Source organism: Micromonospora chalcea (assembly GCF_028768405.1).
Lineage (GTDB): Bacteria > Actinomycetota > Actinomycetes > Mycobacteriales > Micromonosporaceae > Micromonospora > Micromonospora chalcea.
The window spans coordinates 5,869,734-5,886,410 of record NZ_CP118233.1 but is presented as its reverse complement, the minus strand read 5'-3'; the positions used below and the strand labels follow the sequence as shown (position 1 = coordinate 5,886,410).

The following is a 16,677-nucleotide window of genomic DNA, read 5'->3' as shown; positions in this document are numbered from 1 at the left end:
TAACGATCGTCACAGGAAAGCACACCTCATGTGTCGGAGACTCGACAGGAGCTTTGTTGGCCCGTGGCGGGGCAGTATCCGTGTCTCAACTCGGGGCCGCAGCTACCTTGCCAAGATGACGGAGCTCAAACGGGGCATCTATGAACACGTGATCACACGTTCGCTCGCCGACGAGCTCGAGCGTATGGGAGATGCCGTCGTCCAGCGCCACATGTTCGACCCAGCCGACGCCCACAATGAGCCATTTTCATCGTGATCAAGGGGCCTGAGCAGGTAGGCAGGGGCGTGTCGATGCTCCAGATAGGACGAAGCTCCCGGTAGGACAGCAGTCGACCAAGACGCACTGCCCAGCACAGGAGCTTCGTTGCTGACCTATCCTGCCAGCATCCCGCTGTCCACGCGTAGCCTGACCCGCCTGACCGAGCTGATCCGTGGTCGGCGCCGCACGCTCGGCGGCCGCTGGCGCCGGCTGCCTGCGCAGCAGCAGGCGCTGATGGCTCTGGCCCACCTGCGCAACGGCGACACCCTCACCCGGCTGGCCGCCGGCTTCGCCGTGTCGGTGGCCACCGTATGGCGCTACCTGCGCGAGGCCGTCGACCTGCTCGCCGGCTGCGCCGACGACCTCACCGCGGCGATGCGTCGAGTCACCCGGTTGGCGTACGCGATCCTCGACGGCACGCTGATCCCGATCGACCGGGTCGCCGACCAGCGGCCCTACTACTCCGGCAAGCACAAGCGACACGGCGTGAACGTGCAGGTCCTGGCCGACCCGGCCGGGCGGCTGGTCTGGGCCTCACCCGCCCTGCCCGGCGCCGTCCACGACCTGACCGCCGCCCGCACGCACGGCCTGATCGACGCCCTGACCAGCACCAACGTGCTGACCTTCGCGGACAAGGGCTATCAAGGCGCCCGCGGCGCCATCTGGACCCCGTTCAAACGCCGCCGCACCCGACTGTCCCGCCGGCAGAAGTCCGTCAACCGGCACCACGCCAAGATCCGAGCCCTCGGCGAACGCGCCGTCTCCACGCTCAAGACGTGGAAGATCCTGACCAAACTCCGCTGCTGCCCACGCCGCGCCACCCCAATCGTCCAGGCCATCCTCGTCCTCCAAGCCGCCGAGGAGGCCCGCTACCCACGATGAAAATGGCTCAATGTGCTCGCTCGACATCTCGGAGCGGTAGCCCGTCGAGCGTTGCTAGCCGTTCGCGGCGACGACAAACTCGCTCGCCAGATCGACTTGGCCAACCGGATCGCCGAGAGTATCGCCCAGGCCGAACCCCGTGCGGTGACCGCCGAGGACCAGGTGGCCGACGCCCAGCGTCTGCTGCACGCCATCGCCGCACCGCCCACCCCGCCGGCCGCGCCGGTCTTCCCGACCCGCCCCTCGACACCGCTGTCCACCGGCGCGCTCCTGGTGAACGGGCGGCACCAGCCGCGTATCGGCCACGAGGTCAGCCACGAGATGGCCTCGGCGGACGAAGTGGACCTGCTCTGCGCTTTCATCAAGTGGCACGGTCTGCGCATCATCGAACCCGCGATCACCGAGTTGATCGCCCGAGGTGGCCGGGTCCGCGTCATCACGACCACATACATGGGGGCGACCGACCAGCGGGCGCTTGATCGGCTCGCGGAGCTCGGCGCCGAGATCAAGGTTTCCTACGAGACACGGACCACCCGCCTGCACGCGAAAGCCTGGCTGTTCCGGCGCAACAACGGCACCACCACCGCGTACGTCGGCTCGTCGAACCTGTCCAAGGCCGCGCTTGTCGACGGCGTGGAGTGGAACGTACGCATCTCGAACCTGGAGCAGCCGCACGTTATCGACACGTTCGAGGCGACGTTCGCCGACTACTGGCACGATTCGGCGTTCGAGCCGTACGACCCGGCAACCGACGCCGAGCGTCTGCGCATCGCGTTGCGCGGGGAGCGCGCCGACGATGGGCCGACCGAGATCGCGAACCTGGACGTGCGGCCGTTCCCGTACCAGCAGGAGGTTCTGGACGACCTCGACGCCGAACGGCTGGTGCACGGCCGCTGGCGCAACCTGGTGGTGATGGCGACCGGCACCGGCAAGACCGTGGTGGCAGCGCTTGACTATCGCCGGCTCCAGCGGGCGGGCCACGTCGACTCGCTGCTCTTCGTCGCGCATCAGGAGCAGATCCTGCGGCAGAGCCGGTCCGTGTTCCGCCAGGTCATGGGCGACGGCACGTTCGGCGAGACGCTTGTCGGCGGCGATCGACCGCAGGGCTGGAAGCACGTCTTCGCGTCGATCCAGTCGCTGCACCGGCAGGAGATCGACCCCGAGGCGTACGACATGGTGATCGTTGACGAGTTCCACCACGCCGAGGCGGCCACGTACACGGCGTTGCTGGAACGCCTTCGGCCCCGCGTACTCCTGGGCCTGACCGCGACCCCCGACCGGAGCGACGGCGGCGACGTGCGCCGGTGGTTCGACGGCCGCGCATCGGTGGAGCTGCACCTGTGGGAAGCCCTCGAACGTCAGTTGCTAGCGCCGTTCCAATACTTCGGGGTGCATGACGACGTAGACCTGGCGCGAGTGCGGTGGAAGCGTGGACAGGGGTACGACAAAGCCGAGCTGGACGGCGTCTACACCGGCAACCACGCTCGGGCTCGCCTCATCCTGCATGCGGTCCGGCGCATCGCTGACGTCGGCCGGATGCGTGCGCTCGGCTTCTGCGTGAGCATCGGGCATGCCGAATTCATGGCCGACTGGTTCACCCAGCACGGTGTACCGGCGGCGGCCGTGACGTCAACCCTCGGCCGCGCCGACCGGCACGCGCTGATCGACCGCTTCCGCAAGCGCGAGCTGAGGGCGCTCTTCACCGTCGACCTGTTCAACGAGGGTGTCGACCTGCCGATGGTCGACACCATCCTCATGCTTCGTCCCACCGAGAGTGCCACGATCTTCCTTCAGCAGCTTGGCCGAGGTCTGCGGCTGGACGACGACAAGCCGTGCCTGACCGTGCTCGACTTCATCGGCGGCCAGCACGCGAACTTCCGCTTCGATCTGCGGTGGCGGGCACTTGCCGGGGTCAGCCGTAGGGCGGTGCAGACCGCCGTCGAGGAGGGTTTTCCCTCGCTACCAAGCGGCTGCCATATCCATCTGGATCCGGTGGCTCAAAAGGCAGTCCTCGCCAACCTCAAGTCGGCGCTGCCGACGTCGAAGAACGCCCTGGTGGCGGAACTACGGCAACTCGGTGATGTGAGCCTGCCGGACTTCCTGCGCGAGACCGGCCTGGAGGTCGAGGACGTCTACCGGTCGGCAAGCCTCGGCGGCTGGGCGGGGCTGCGGCGTCTCGCCGGCCTCGACCCGACCGAAGGCGGCCCGGACGACCGTGATCTGAGCCGGGCCATCGGCCGGATGCTGCACACCGACGACGTCGACAGGTTGGATCTACTCGCCCGGGTCGCCGCCGGCCAGCGCCCCGCCGCCGGACGGCTGCTCGACATGTTGCACTTCAGCTTGTGGGGTCCGTCGGTGCCGCTGACCGAACGCGACGCCCGGCTCAAGCGGCTGTGGGCGGAACCGGCGCGCTGCGCCGAACTGCGGCAGGTGGCCGAGGTGCTGCGCGACCGTATCCACCGGGTCACCGATCGACCGGCCTCCAGCCGGGTACCGCTGCGGGTGCACGCCCGCTACAGCCGCAACGAAGCGTGCGCGGCGTTCGGCATGACCAACCCGGGCTCGCTGCGCGAGGGCGTCAAGTGGCTGCCCGACGAGCGAGCGGACCTGTTCTTCGTCACGCTCGTGAAGTCCGAGGAGCACTACTCCCCCACCACGATGTACGCCGACCGCGCCATCACCGACCGCCTGTTCCAGTGGGAGTCGCAGAGCACCACGTCGTCGGGCTCGGCCACCGGGCGGCGATACGTCAACCACGTCGCGCAGGGCTCGACGGTCCACCTGTTCGTCCGCGGGACCAAGATCGCCGACCGGGATCTCGGCGCTCCGCCGTACCTGTACGCGGGGCCGATGACGTACCGGGAGCACAGCGGCGACCGGCCGATGCGGATCCTCTGGGAGCTGCGGACTCCGCTGCCCGCCGACATGTACGCCGCCGCTCGCGCCATCGCCGCCTGATCCGGATTCTTGCCCGCTTGCCTGCTCAGGCGGGCGGGCGAGAACCATCGGCCTGCTCGGGACGTCGGCCGGGCGCAGGTAGCAACCGGCTCAGCAGCACCGCCACCACCCCGGCCACCACCCCCACCACCGTCCCGGTGACCAGGCTCGACATCACCGCAGCACCCCGCAACAACGCCTCCCGCGCCTTCGGCGCCAGCCCGGCCAGCCCCGGCGCGTCCATCCCCAGCGACGAGTCCCAGAACACCTGGTGACTGACCGCGAGGAACACCCCGTACAGCGCCCCGACCACGACAAGCGTCAGGAACGGGCGCGGCGGTCGCCGCCACAGCACGGCGGCCACCCAGCACAGCGGCGGCCCGACCGCCAGCAGCGCGGCCACGATCGTGCCCTCCGGCACCACACCCAGGTCGTGCAGAGCTACGCGCGGGGCGGCCAGCGCGGCGAGCGCGACCAGCGCCGGCCAGGAGAACCCGAGGGTACGGCGGGCCCCGCTCATCGCGTCACGTCGGAAGAATCCGCAACCGAAACAGAAGCAGGCGCGGGAGCCGAAACCGGGGCCGGCGCGGTCGAGCGCACGAACTTCAGCAGCGCAACGAACGCCAGTACGGCGGTGACCGCCCCTCCGGCGACGCGCACCCAGTGCCCAGCGACGAACTCCGCGGCGACCTGCCGCAGGTATTCCGGCGAGTGCGTCCCCACCGGGTCCACGAACATGATCTCGTTGCGCGGCCAGAAGAAGACCGCCGAGAACAGGAACTCGCAGACGACGAAGACGGCTGTGGCGCCGGCGATCCACCAGCGCAGCCGGCCGTCGCGCCAGGTGAGCAGGGTCGCGGCGACGCTGCTCAGGATCACCGACGCGCCGAGCGGCGGGAAGTAGTCGTGCGGGCCGCCGTGGACGAGGAACTCGCGGGCCCGGTCGAGGGAGGAGGGGGCGTCGTTGAAGATGTTCGGGTAGAGCATGACTGTCTCGGCGGCGACCCCGCCGAACGACATCATCGAAGCCCAAACCATCGCAATTAGGGCTATCCAGGTCAGTCGTGTGCGTACCACGAGGGTTCTCCTCACGTTTTGGGGACGCCATCGACGCTAGGTCGGCGGCCAGGCGACGTCGTCCGCGTGGCCGCGCGACCGGTTGTCGCTTCTCGGCGTACGCCTCGGGGTTGTCCCTGACGCCTGCGGACGACAGCGGCGAAGGGCCGCGCGGACCTAGGCTCGAAGCGTGCCCGACGCCCTGCCCACACGTGCCGATGCGCTGCTCGCCGCGGCCACGCTCGGCCTGGTCGCGGTGGCCGTGGCGGCCGAGCGGCCCGCTGCCGGCGGCGCGGCGCTCGCCGTGGTGGTCGGCGCGGTGCTCGGTGGGCTGGTGCTGTGCGCCAGGCGGTGGCCGGTGCCGGCGCTGCTGGCCACGGCGGTCGCCATCCTCCTGTACTACGCGCTGGACCTGCCGCCGGTCGGCGTGGCCGCTCCGGCCGCCGCAGTTCTCTACCGGGCGTCGGAACGCGGGCGGGTGGTCCCTGCTGCTGTGGTCGCCGGGAGCCTGCTGGCCGTATCGGTGGTCGCGCGGCTGGCCGAGGGCGACGACGTCGGCGTCGTCGTCGGTACGCAACTGGGCTCGGAGGCGGCGTTGCTGCTCGCCGTCATCGCCCTCGGTGATGCGGTACGCAACCGCAGGTCGCTCCGGGCGGCGCTGATCCGGCAGGCGGTCGCGGCCGACGAGGAGCGCCACCGGGAGGCGGCCCGTCAGGTCGAGGCGGAACGGCTGCGCATCGCCCGGGAGGTGCACGACACGCTCGGCCACACGATGTCGGTGATCACGTTGCAGTCCGCAGTCGCCCAGGAGGCGCTCGCCGACAGCGACCCGGCGCAGGCGGAGAGCGCGCTCGCAGCGATCCGGTCGGTGAGCGGCAGCGCGATGGCGGAGTTGCGGGCCACGCTCGGCACGCTGCGCCGCGAACCGGGGCCGCGGGAGCCGGTACCCGGCTTCGACCGGCTCCCGGCGCTCGTGGACGGCGTACGCCAGGGCGGGCTGGCAGTCGACCTGCGCGTCGAGGGGCCGGTGGACAGACTGCCGGCGGTGGTGGGCAGCACCGTCTACCGGGTCGTGCAGGAGGCGCTGACGAACGTGCTGCGCCATGCCGGGGCCACCCGGGTCACCGTCACGGTGCGCGCCACGGCCGCTCGGCTCGCGCTTGAAGTGGTGGACGACGGTCGCGGCGGCCCACCCGCCGGTCGGGCGGACGGGAGGGGTCAGGGCCTTCGCGGCATGGCCGAGCGCGTCGCCCTGCTGGGCGGCACCGTCGAAACCGACACAGTCCAGAACGGCACCGCCGCATCCGGCGGCACCGGTTTCCGGGTGGCGGTCAGCCTGCCGCTGGCGGGAGTCGCCGCGTGAGCCCGATCCGCGTCGTCCTCGTCGACGACCAGCACCTCGTCCGTACCGGCCTGCGGGCGCTGCTCGACCGGGCGCCGGACATCGAGGTGGTGGGCGAGGCGGGCGACGGCCGCAGCGGCCTCGCCGTGGTACGCGAGCAGCGGCCCGACATCGTGCTGATGGACGTACGGATGCCCGGCGGGGACGGGCTGGAGGCGACCCGGCGGATCCTCACCGACCCGACGCTGGACGGCGTGCAGGTGCTCATGCTGACGACGTTCGACGACGACGAGTACCTGTTCGAGGCGATCCGCGCCGGGGCGGCCGGTTTCCTGCTGAAGGACACCGCGCCGGACGCCCTGCGGGACGCGGTCCGGACGGTGGCCGGCGGCGACGCGCTGCTGTCTCCCGCCGTGACCCGGCGGGTGCTCGCGGCGGCGGCCCGCTCGCCGGTGGCTGACCCGGCGCGGCTGGCCGGACTGACCGCGCGGGAGCGGGACGTGCTCGCGCAGGTGGGCGCCGGACGGTCGAACACGGAGATCGGGCAGGCGCTGTTCCTGAGCCCGGATACCGCCCGCACCTACGTGAGCCGCCTGCTGCAGAAGTTGAACGCCCGGGATCGGGCGCAGCTCGTCGTGATCGCGTACGAGAGCGGGCTGGTCCGCCCCGGCGAGGGCTGAGCCGCGCCGGGGCGGGTCACAGTCAGACCGGCGTCGCGTCGGCCGGCTCGGGCGCGGCGTGCCGGCCGCCGCCACCGCCACCGCCGTTGCGCCGTTCGTCGCCGTGCCCCGGCCACCATGCCGTGTGGCCGATCAGCCCGGTCAGCGCCGGTACGAAGAACATCGACATGACGAATGCGGACAGCACGATCCCGATCGCCACCGCGAAACCCATCTGCTGCAGGAACGAGATCGGCGCGAGCATCAGCACCCCGAACGTGCCGGCCAGGATCAGCCCGGCCGCGGCGACTGTCGGGCCGGCGTGTTCCACCCCGATCGCGGCGGCCTCGTGCGGTTCGTGCCCTTCGCGCGCCTCCTCGCGGAGCCGGGCGATCATCAGGATGTTGTAGTCGGTGCCGATCGCCACCACGAACAGGTAGAGGATGATCGGCAGCTGGAACGTGACGCCAGGGTTGCCCTGGAGCCCTTGGAACACGTACACGGTCGCGCCGAGCGTGGCGGCGAAGTTGAGCAGCACCGCGATCACCAGGTAGACCGGCGCGACGAGGCTGCGCAGCAGCAACCCGAGGATGAGCGCGATCAGGCCGGCGGCAACCGGCAGGATGACCGAGAGGTCCCTGTTGTTCGCCGAGTTGATGTCCGCGAAGATCGCGGTGGCGCCGCCGACCAGGGCCTTGGTGCCCGGCGGCGCGGCGGCGTGCAGCGCGTCCCGCAGGTCGTCGCGGACCAGCGTGATCGCCTCGTTGGACATCGGGTTCTCGTTCAGCAGCAGGCTGATCCGGGCGACGCTCGGGTCGGTGGCGCTGCGCTCCGGCGGCTGCGCCCGCCCGACGCCCGGCGCCTTGGCCGACGCGGCGGCGAAGTCGTTCACCTGCTGGTCGGTGAGCGGGGTGCCGTTGCCGGTGGTCAGGTAGACCTCGGTGGGCGCGAGCGCACCGGCGGCGAAGCCGCGCTGGAGGTCCTGCGCGGCCCGCGCAGACTCGGTGTCCTGCGGGAATCCGGCGCTGAAGTCGTAGTCGGCCTTGTAGCCGAGCACCCCGGCGGCGAGCGCGACGAGCAGCACACCGGAGGCGGCTGCGACGACGGCCGGGCGACGGCCGACGGCGGCGCCGAGCCGCCGGGACAGGGTCGCCTTCGGTGGGCGCTGCCACGCCTTCGACGGCCAGAACACCCACCGGCCGAGCAGCGACACCAGTGCCGGGATCAGGGTCAGCGAGGTGACGAGCATGACGCCGACGGCGATGGCGAGCGCGGGGCCGAGCGAGCCGAAGAAGCCGAGCGAGGCGAGCAGCAGCACCAGGAACGCCACGATGACGGCGCCGGCGGCCGAGGTGATGACCTCGCCGACCCGCTGCACCGAGACGACCATGGCGGTGCGCTTGTCGTCACCGGCGCGCAGCCGTTCCCGGTAGCGGAACAGTAGGAACAGGATGTAGTCGGTGCCGATGCCGAAGAGCACGATCAGCAGGATGGTCTGCAGGTCCTGGCTGACGTTGAGGTCGAACGCCTTGCCGGCGGCGGCGACCAGCCCGGTGGTGACGGACATGACGACGCTGATGACCACCACCGGCAGCAGCGCGGCGATCGGGCTGCGGAAGATGATCAGGATCAGCCCGATGATGAGGATGATGGTGGCGACGCCGACCACCGCGAACGCGTCGTTGAACGTGTCCTCGTTGTCGACGAAGCTCGCCACGTCGCCGGCCACCCCGGCGGTCAGGCCGCTGCCGGCCAGGTCCGGCCCGAGGGCGGCACGCAGATCGCGTACGGCGTCGAGCAGGCCCGGGTCGTCCGGGCTGTCGGCGTCGAGACCGACAGTGACCACCTGCACCGACTTGTCCGGCGCGACGGCCTGCGGGCCGGTCAGGTAGCCGGAGGTCTGCGGGATGTTCCGGGCCTTCAGCGCGGCGGCGAGCTGGCTCACGCGCGCCTCGTCGGCCGGGGTGAGCGGCTTGCCGTCGCCGCGTTTGACCACGACGGTGGCGGTGGCGGTGGCGGCCTGCGGGAACGACTTCTCGGCCAGCTCGGTGGCCTGCACCGACTCGTAGGAGCGCGGCAGGAAGCTCTCCTGGTCCGCGGAGGTGATGTCGCTCAGTGACGGGCTGGCGGCGATGATCGCTATTGCGGCGACGACCCAGCCGCCGATCACCCACCACGCCTTGCCCACGACGAATCTGCCCAGGCGCTCGAACATCGTTTCCCCCGTGTGTTCGGCTGTGTCGCACGCGATCCTACGCTGCGTGAGCAATCCCTTTCGGACGGCTCGCGGACTTCGTCGACGATCCGGTCTCCACCGCGCTGTGGTGGCCCGTGCTCGCGGCGCCGGTGCTCGCCCCCGTGCTGACGGTCCACCAACCCCGACGCCCCGCCGCTGATCGGGTACGCCGTCGTGTTCGGCGCGCTGCTGGCGCTGAGCACGGTACGGCTCGGCGCCGAGGACAGAACCCACTACGTGGTGGGTGGCGTGCGGAAATCCGGGGCGCGGTGGGCGAGTTCATTCACCGCCCGGCGGCGACGCGCGTCCCGCCCGACGGTCCTTACCGCCGCCCGGAAATACATGGAGGCAGAAGCGATATACCTCAAAGTCATAATCATGACTCTGAGGTATATCGCTCTGGATGGCACACGTCTTCAACGAGGCTGGACCACCGAGCCAGGGCGCTCGACGACGGCTGGCGTCACCGCGACGGCTGCCCGGCAGCGGCGGGCGCGACCAAACCGGGCGGCGGAAGTGTCGTAGAGGGCTCGTAGCCTGGCGCGGTCAACGACGATCGCAGGGAGGCGACGTGCTCGACCACTTCTCCGTAGCGGTGCGCGACCTGGCGGCCAGCGGCGCCTTCTACGACACGGTGCTCGCCCCGCTGGGCGCGCGGCGGCTCATGGAGCCCGGCCCGATCGGTTACGGCGTCGACAAGCCCGACTTCTGGGTGGAACCCGCGCCGTCCGACGCCACGCCGGTGCCGGTGCACATCGCGTTCACCGCTGCCGACCGTGCCACGGTGCGCGCGTTCCACGACGCGGCTGTCGCGGCCGGCGCGGAGGTGCTGCACGCGCCGAAGGAGTGGCCGGAATACCACGCCACCTACTACGGCGCGTTCGTCCGCGACCCGGACGGCAACAACGTCGAGGCGGTCTGCCACCGTCCGGAGTGAGTCCGGTTGCGTCGGCGAGACAGGATGGACCGGTGGAGATCGAACCGGTCGAGCACGCTCCGGTACGCGCCATCCGCCGGTCCTGGCTGGCACAGCGCTGGCACGACCTGACGTTCCTGCACTGGGCGGTCCCGCCGGAGCGGGTGGCTCCACTGCTGCCCGCCGGCACCCGGCCGGACACGTTCGACGGGCTCACCTACGTCGGGCTGATCGGGTTCCAGATGGTCGGGCTGGGGTTCGGCGTCGGCCCGGGCGTGCCGTACTTCGGCACGTTCTGGGAGACGAACGTCCGGCTCTACTCCGTCGACGGCTCCGGGCGGCGCGCCGTCGTGTTCCGCTCGCTCGACGCGTCCCGGCTGGTGCCGGTGCTGGTGGCCCAGCTGAGTCTGCGCCTGCCGTACAAGTGGTCGGCGATGCGGCTGGACCGCTCCGGCGACACGCTCACCTACCGCTGCCGCCGCCGCTGGCCCGGTCCGTCCGGCGCGTCCAGCCGTATGACGGTGCGCGTCGGCGCGCCGATCGCTGAGCCGACGCCGCTGGAGCACTTCCTCACCGCGCGCTGGGGTCTGCACACCCGCGCATACGGCCGCACCCTTCACGTGCCGAACTGGCATCCACAGTGGCCGCTGCACCGTGCCGAACTGCTGGACCTGGACGACGAACTGGTCACCGCCGCCGGCCTGCCCGCGCCGGACGGCCCACCGGTGAGCGTGCTCTACTCCCCCGGCGTCCCCGTCGTCTTCGGCGGCCCCACGTCGGCCGGATGACCGCCACCGCCTTGATCGACACCAGGTCGCCGGAGTGGCGGCATCCGGCGCACCGGGACACCGCCACCTCCCCGACGTGGCGAGGGCGCGTCAGCGCAACGGGTCTTGGGTGCCGTGCGGCACGTCGGGACGGCATCGGCGTACCCGGTCGGCGGCCATCCGACCGCCCACCGCCAGCCCGTACCGCTCGACCGCTGCGAGCCCGTACGCGCTGCACGTGGGCGTGTAGCGGCAGGTCGCCGGCCAGCGGTGCGACAGCCAGCGCCGGTAACCGAGGATGGCGGCCCGGCCGGCGCGGTCCACGGCGGGTCGGCGCACGACGCCGGCGGTCACCGAACCGAGGGTGAGCAGCATCGAGAAGAGGCCCAGGTCGCAGCAGCCCGGCCCGTCACAGGTGGGCACGTCGCAGTTGCACCAGTCCCGGCTCTTCTTCTTGTGGCGGTGCCGCTTTCGGAAGATCACCACGTCATGATGCGACACGCCCGCCAGTGCCGAATGAGGCGACCGGACCGGGTCCGGTGTGATCGGGTCTGTGGACGGCCGGGAACCTAGCGTCGAGGTCGTCACCAGGAAGGAACATCGGGTGCTGGATCGGCTCAACGCCGCGTTGGATTACCTCGAACAGCGGCTCGAGCAGCCGCTCGACGTGGCCGCGCTGGCCCGGATCGCGGGCGTCTCGGAGCACCACTTCGGCCGGCTGTTCTCGGCGCTGGCCGGGCTGCCGCTGTCGGAGTACGTCCGCCGTCGCCGGATGACGCTGGCCGGCGCGGACGTGCTCGCGGGGCGGGAGTCACTGCTCGACGTGGCGGTCCGCTGGGGTTACGGCTCGAACGAGGCGTTCGCCCGCGCGTTCCGGGCCGTGCACGGCGTCGGGCCGACGCAGGCCCGGCAGGCCGGGGCGGTGCTGCGGTCCCAGCCCCGGCTGTCCTTCCGGCTCGTCGTCGAAGGGAACACCAGCATGGACTACCGGATCGTGACCAAGGACGCCTTCCGGCTCGCCGGGCTGAAAGCGCGGGTGCCGCTTGTGCACGAGGGGATGAACCCGCACATCGTGGCGTTCGTCAGGGGCATCGACCCGGCCACCGTACGCCGCATCGAGGCGCTGTCCGACCAGGAGCCGCGCGGGATCGTCAACGTCAGCGCCGAGCTGGCCGGTTCCCGCGACGAGGGCGCCGAGCTGGACTACTGGTACGCGGCGGTGACCGGCGCGGAGGTGCCCGGCGATCTGGACAGCCTGCCGGTCGAGGCCGGTGACTGGGCGGTGTTCTCCAGTTCCGGGGCGTTCCCGGTGGCGGTGCAGCACCTGTGGCGGGCCGTGTTCACGTCCTGGTTCCCGTCCAACCCGTACGAGGCCCGCCCGGGGCCGGAGATCTCGCGCGTGCGGGTCGCCGAGGACGGCGGCACCGCCGACGCGGAGCTGTGGATCCCGGTCCGCCGGGTCTAGGGAGTAGCTGCCGCTCGCGCCAGCGCGGCCGGCACGTCGTGTACGTGGTACGGATGCTCGCCCGGCTCGATGGCGGCGAGGAACATCGCGTACACGGCGGCCAGCCGCAGCGGCGCGACCGGCCGGAGCAGGTCGACGGCCCGGTGCGGGTCGCTGCCCGGCACGTCGGTGCGCCAGCGCCGCGCCCACGCGCCGATCAGCCGGGCGGCGGCGTCCGCGTCGACGTCCTCGGTCAGGCGCAGGATGTCGAAGGCGGGGTGGCCGACGAACGAGTCCGCCCAGTCGATCACCGTCCGCCGCCGACCGTCGCCGCGCACGTTGCCGGGGTGCAGGTCACCGTGCACGAGCGTGTCGGGCAGGCCGCAGTCACGGACCTGCTGGAGCCGGTGGTCGAGCCCGTCGAGCAGACCGGCGGCCGCCGACACGTCGTGCCCGGCGAGCCGCTCGCGGATCCAGTCCGCCAGCCCGACTCCGCGCAGATCCGGCACCCCGGCGGCGACCAGCTCACCGACGACCCCACACGCCCGCAGTTGCACCGCGTGATGCTCTACCGCGATGGAGGCACGCTCCCCCTCCCCGGCCCCGTACCGGTCCTGCCCCGGCACGTCCGCCAGCAGCATCCGCCCCTCCCCGTCGGCGGCGAGCACCATCGGCCCGTTGACCAAGGAGTTCGTGTCACCGGGGAACGCCAGGACCGTGGGCTCGTGGCGGGCGAAGGGCGGGAGCTGCTTCAGCCACGCCGGGCCCGCGTCGGTGTCCAGGCGCCAGATGGCGGAGAGGTTCCAGGTGCGCTGCTGCGCCACCGCCGTCACCCGGCGGCCGAGCCGGCGCAGCTCACCGGTCGCCCAGACGACGCTGCGGTCCGGGCCGCCGGCCCGCGCCCACGACTGGCGCAGCGGGTGCGGCGCGAGGTCCACGGCAACCGGTTCCAGGGGTACGGCGGGAGCGTCGGCGGTCTGCGCCAGGTAGCGGACGTGGCCGCCGGGCGGCGCGGGACGGTCGGCGTCGAGCAGCCGCAGCACGGCGACCGCCAGACCGTGGCGACGACGAACCTCGGCCACGATCGAGGCGACCTCCTGCCACCACGGCTCCGGTACGTCGAACGGCGGCAGCGCGCCGAGCGGACGGCCGGTGGCGTCTAGCAGGACGAGCGTCACGGTGCGGGACACGGCCGGACGGTAGCCGGACGCCCCGACGGGAGGCGAGCGGATTCAGCGCCAGACCGTGCGGCGCAGCCCCTTGTGCCCGGCGCACACGTCGCGCTGGCCACCCGTGCGGCTGATCGAGCCGTCGCGGCACTGCACCAGCCAGCCGCGATCGGACCAGAACCCGGGTACGCACTCGAACCAATCGCACACCCCGGCGGCCGGCCTGCGGATCCGCTGGCCGCCGCAGAAGTCGTACCCGAAGGGGTTCGCCGGGGCGCCGCAGCGGCGCTCGACCGGCGGCTGGGGCGTGCCGCGCGGCGGCGCGGGACGGGCGCGCGACGGCTCGGGGCTGGTCGTGGGCCGGACCTGGACGGCGGGCGCGACCTGCGGCGGCGCGGGGGTTCCGGTGGCCGCCGGGGTGGCCGCGACGGCGCGCTCCGAGCCGGCCCGGGTCGGCGGGTTGGACTCGAAGAGCATCGCCGGGACGACGAGCGCGAGCGCCGCGCCGACGGCCACCGTGCGCCGGCCGCCGGGCACCAGCGCGGAGACCCGGGCCTGGGCGGGGGTGAGCACGGGCGGGCGCTGGGGGCGCTCCGCCGCGTGTTCCTCGATCAGCTCGTCCAGCTCGGCCACGACCGCGGCGCGCTGCTCGATCGCGTCGGCGAACGCGAGCGTGAGCGTGAACCGGAAGTCGGCCACCGCGCCGGTGGGCAGCAGCAACCCGGAGGTACGTCGCCGGTCCAGCACCTGGATCAGGGTGACCGGCGCGCCGGGGTCGTGGGACAGGCCGGTCATCCGGCCGTACGCCCAGTCGCGCCGGCCTCGCCCGCCGAGCAGCACCAGCCGGCGGTTGGTGAGCACGGCGAGCCCGGCGTCGACCACCTTGACCCCCTCGGGGCGGCGCGGGCGCAGCACGGGCGGGTCGGGGTCGACCGTCAGCTCGGGGGCGGGCAGCACTGCGGTGTGCCGGACCTCCACCAGTTGCGCGGCCGGGAGCGTCCAGAAGACCACCTCACCGGGGGCCAGCTCCATCGGCAGGCCGACGCCCGCCTGGGCCGAGCCGTGGAAGGACACCGCGAGCGTACGCAGGCGGCGCAGCTCGTCGTCGCGGCGTCGCCACGCCTCGTCGGCCGCGCGGAAGGCCCGCTGCCGCCGTTCGTTCTGCCGGTGCGCCCACCGGTACCGCCATGTGGAACCCGTCGAATCAGTCTTCGTCACGCCGACTCCTCCGCCGCGCGAGCCCACCAATCGGGGTGTCATTCATGTCAACGATCCGGCAGGGGTACGAAGACACGCGAAAGTCGCCAATTAGACCGATCGGCTGATTGACCGACACTATCGACGGAAACTCCCCCGCGCTTCCCGGCGGCGCTGCTTCGTCATGCGCGCGCGGGAGCACGTCGGTAACGTCAGCCGCACAGCGGGGCGTACCGCGGCCCCCGGGCGGCGAGGAGGTGCACCGGTGGGCGACCCGGCCGTCGTGGTGGGCGTGGACATCGGCACCACCAGTTCCAAGGCGGTCGCGTTCGACACCTCCGGCCGGCAACTGGCGAGCCACTCGATCGGTTACCCGCTGGAGGAGCCGAACCCCGGCTGGGCCGAGCAGGACCCGGACCTCATCTACGAAGCGGTGCTCGGCGTCATCCGCGCGGTCGTCGACGAGCTGGCCGCGCCGATCGCCGGCCTGTCGTTCAGCACCGCCATGCACAGCCTGATCGGGCTGGACGCCGACGGCACCCCGCTGACCCCGTCGATCACCTGGGCCGATTCCCGGGCCAGCGCGCAGGCCGAGCGGCTGCGGGCGGTGCCGTCCGGGCTCGCGCTGCACCGCCGCACCGGCACCCCGGTGCACCCGATGGCGCCGCTGCCCAAGCTGGTCTGGTTCGCCGAGCAGGAGCCGAAACTGCACGAGCGGGTCGCGCACTGGGTCGGCATCAAGGATCTGGTGCTGCGGCGGCTCGCCGACGCGCTCGTCACCGACCACTCGGTCGCCTCCGCCAGCGGGCTGATGGACATCCACCGGCTGGCCTGGGACACCGAGGCGCTACGCCTGGCCGGCATCACCGAGGAGCAGCTCCCCCAGCTCGTACCCACCACGCACGTGCTGCCCGGGCTCACCGCCGAGGCGGCGCGGGCCACCGGCCTGCCGGCGGACACCCCGCTGGTGGTGGGCGCCGGCGACGGGCCGCTGGCCAACCTCGGCCTCGGCGCGGTACGCCCCGGCGTGGTGGCCTGCTCGATCGGCACCAGCGGCGCGATGCGGGTGATGGTGGAACGCCCCGGCGTGGACCCGCTCGGCGGCGTGTTCTGCTACGCCCTCACCGAGGACCGCTGGGTGGTCGGCGGCGCCATCAACAACGGCGGGATCGTCCTCCAGTGGGCGAACGACGCGCTCGCCCCCGAACTGGGCGAGCACGCCGAGGAGGAACTGCTCGACCTGGCCGCCACGGCGCCGGTCGGCTCCGGCGGGCTGATCATGCTGCCGTACCTGCTCAGCGAGCGGGCACCACACTGGAGCGCGCTGCCGCGCGGCGCGTACGTCGGGCTGACCCACGGCCACGGCCGGGCGCACCTGGTCCGGGCCGCGCTGGAGGGCGTCTGCCAGCAGCTCGCGCTGGTCCTCGCCTCGGTCCGGGCGGCCGGGAACGAGGTACGCGAGGTCCGCGCCAGCGGCGGCTTCGCCCGCAGCCCGCTGTGGCGGCAGATCCTCGCCGACGCGCTCGGCATGCCGGTGCGGTTCCCCGCCGGGCACGAGGGGTCCGGCTTCGGCGCGGCGCTGCTCGGCATGCAGGCGCTCGGCCTCATCGAATCGATCGAGGTCGCCGCCGACCTGGTCCGGATCGAAGAGACGGTCCGCCCGGATCCCGCCTCCGCCGCGACGTACGCGGCGCTGCTCCCGCTCTTCTCCGAGCTGTACGACGCACTGGTACCCACTTTCGCCTCACTGCGACGGATGGCGCCGAGCCTGCCGCCGGAACCCCCACCCACCGCACCACCCCGCTGACCG

14 protein-coding genes and 1 pseudogene are annotated in these 16,677 nt (G+C 72.2%); 9 read left to right on the top strand and 6 right to left on the bottom strand.

What is annotated here, in order from left to right:
• Positions 1–115: 115 nt before the first annotated feature.
• The 3 genes and pseudogenes from PVK74_RS26660 to PVK74_RS26650 form a co-directional block, all read left to right on the top strand.
• Positions 116–256 carry a hypothetical protein gene (locus PVK74_RS26660; protein WP_274477493.1) on the top strand — a complete coding sequence of 47 codons (141 nt, stop codon included), beginning with the start codon at positions 116–118 and terminating at the stop codon, positions 254–256.
• 108 nt (positions 257–364) lie between these two features.
• Positions 365–1,141, top strand: a complete 777-nt coding sequence (locus PVK74_RS26655; protein WP_274477492.1) for a transposase family protein — start codon at positions 365–367, stop codon at positions 1,139–1,141.
• Between the two features lie 9 nt (positions 1,142–1,150).
• Positions 1,151–4,102, top strand: a pseudogene (locus PVK74_RS26650) (DEAD/DEAH box helicase); the annotation flags it as partial.
• A 25-nt stretch (positions 4,103–4,127) separates the two neighbouring features.
• Here the strand turns inward: PVK74_RS26650 and PVK74_RS26645 are convergent.
• A complete protein-coding gene (locus PVK74_RS26645; protein ID WP_274477490.1) occupies positions 4,128–4,601 on the bottom strand; it encodes a hypothetical protein in 474 nt (157 codons plus the stop codon).
• Positions 4,598–5,101: an anthrone oxygenase family protein gene (locus tag PVK74_RS26640; protein ID WP_274477489.1), complete on the bottom strand. Its 504-nt coding sequence runs from the start codon at positions 5,099–5,101 to the stop codon at positions 4,598–4,600. Before PVK74_RS26640 ends, PVK74_RS26645 begins: the two co-directional genes overlap by 4 nt.
• Positions 5,102–5,327: 226 nt before the next feature.
• Between PVK74_RS26640 and PVK74_RS26635 the strand changes: the two genes are divergently transcribed.
• Together PVK74_RS26635 and PVK74_RS26630 are read left to right on the top strand one after the other, a co-directional pair.
• Positions 5,328–6,500, top strand: coding sequence for a sensor histidine kinase (locus PVK74_RS26635; protein ID WP_274477488.1), 1,173 nt, complete (start codon positions 5,328–5,330; stop codon positions 6,498–6,500).
• Positions 6,497–7,159, top strand: coding sequence for a response regulator (locus tag PVK74_RS26630; protein ID WP_113971935.1), 663 nt, complete (start codon positions 6,497–6,499; stop codon positions 7,157–7,159). Before PVK74_RS26635 ends, PVK74_RS26630 begins: the two co-directional genes overlap by 4 nt.
• 22 nt (positions 7,160–7,181) lie before the next feature.
• Here the strand turns inward: PVK74_RS26630 and PVK74_RS26625 are convergent, their stop codons facing one another.
• Entirely contained in the window at positions 7,182–9,353 is a 2,172-nt protein-coding gene (locus PVK74_RS26625; protein WP_274477487.1) for an MMPL family transporter, read from the bottom strand.
• A gap of 592 nt (positions 9,354–9,945) precedes the next feature.
• Between PVK74_RS26625 and PVK74_RS26620 the strand changes: the two genes are divergently transcribed.
• Together PVK74_RS26620 and PVK74_RS26615 are read left to right on the top strand one after the other, a co-directional pair.
• Positions 9,946–10,311: a VOC family protein gene (locus PVK74_RS26620; RefSeq protein WP_069087558.1), complete on the top strand. Its 366-nt coding sequence runs from the start codon at positions 9,946–9,948 to the stop codon at positions 10,309–10,311.
• A gap of 32 nt (positions 10,312–10,343) precedes the next feature.
• Positions 10,344–11,078, top strand: a complete 735-nt coding sequence (locus PVK74_RS26615; RefSeq protein ID WP_274477486.1) for a YqjF family protein — start codon at positions 10,344–10,346, stop codon at positions 11,076–11,078.
• Between the two features lie 90 nt (positions 11,079–11,168).
• On the opposite strand, the gene yidD is transcribed toward PVK74_RS26615, so the two are convergent.
• Positions 11,169–11,540 (bottom strand): membrane protein insertion efficiency factor YidD, encoded by a 372-nt coding sequence (yidD, locus tag PVK74_RS26610; RefSeq protein ID WP_274477485.1) that lies wholly within the window; start codon positions 11,538–11,540, stop codon positions 11,169–11,171.
• A gap of 121 nt (positions 11,541–11,661) precedes the next feature.
• On the opposite strand from yidD, the gene PVK74_RS26605 reads away from it, so the two are divergent.
• Positions 11,662–12,522 carry an AraC family transcriptional regulator gene (locus PVK74_RS26605; RefSeq protein WP_064446879.1) on the top strand — a complete coding sequence of 287 codons (861 nt, stop codon included), beginning with the start codon at positions 11,662–11,664 and terminating at the stop codon, positions 12,520–12,522.
• Here the strand turns inward: PVK74_RS26605 and PVK74_RS26600 are convergent.
• The gene (locus PVK74_RS26600) at positions 12,519–13,691 is read right to left on the bottom strand and encodes an aminoglycoside phosphotransferase family protein (protein WP_274477484.1); all 1,173 of its coding nucleotides are present in this window, start codon (positions 13,689–13,691) and stop codon (positions 12,519–12,521) included. The two genes, PVK74_RS26605 and PVK74_RS26600, sit on opposite strands and share 4 nt — an antisense overlap.
• Positions 13,692–13,733: 42 nt before the next feature.
• Positions 13,734–14,888, bottom strand: coding sequence for a hypothetical protein (locus PVK74_RS26595; RefSeq protein ID WP_274477483.1), 1,155 nt, complete (start codon positions 14,886–14,888; stop codon positions 13,734–13,736).
• A gap of 244 nt (positions 14,889–15,132) precedes the next feature.
• On the opposite strand from PVK74_RS26595, the gene PVK74_RS26590 reads away from it, so the two are divergent.
• Positions 15,133–16,674, top strand: a complete 1,542-nt coding sequence (locus tag PVK74_RS26590; RefSeq protein WP_210884515.1) for a gluconokinase — start codon at positions 15,133–15,135, stop codon at positions 16,672–16,674.
• The last annotated feature ends 3 nt before the right edge of the window (positions 16,675–16,677 follow it).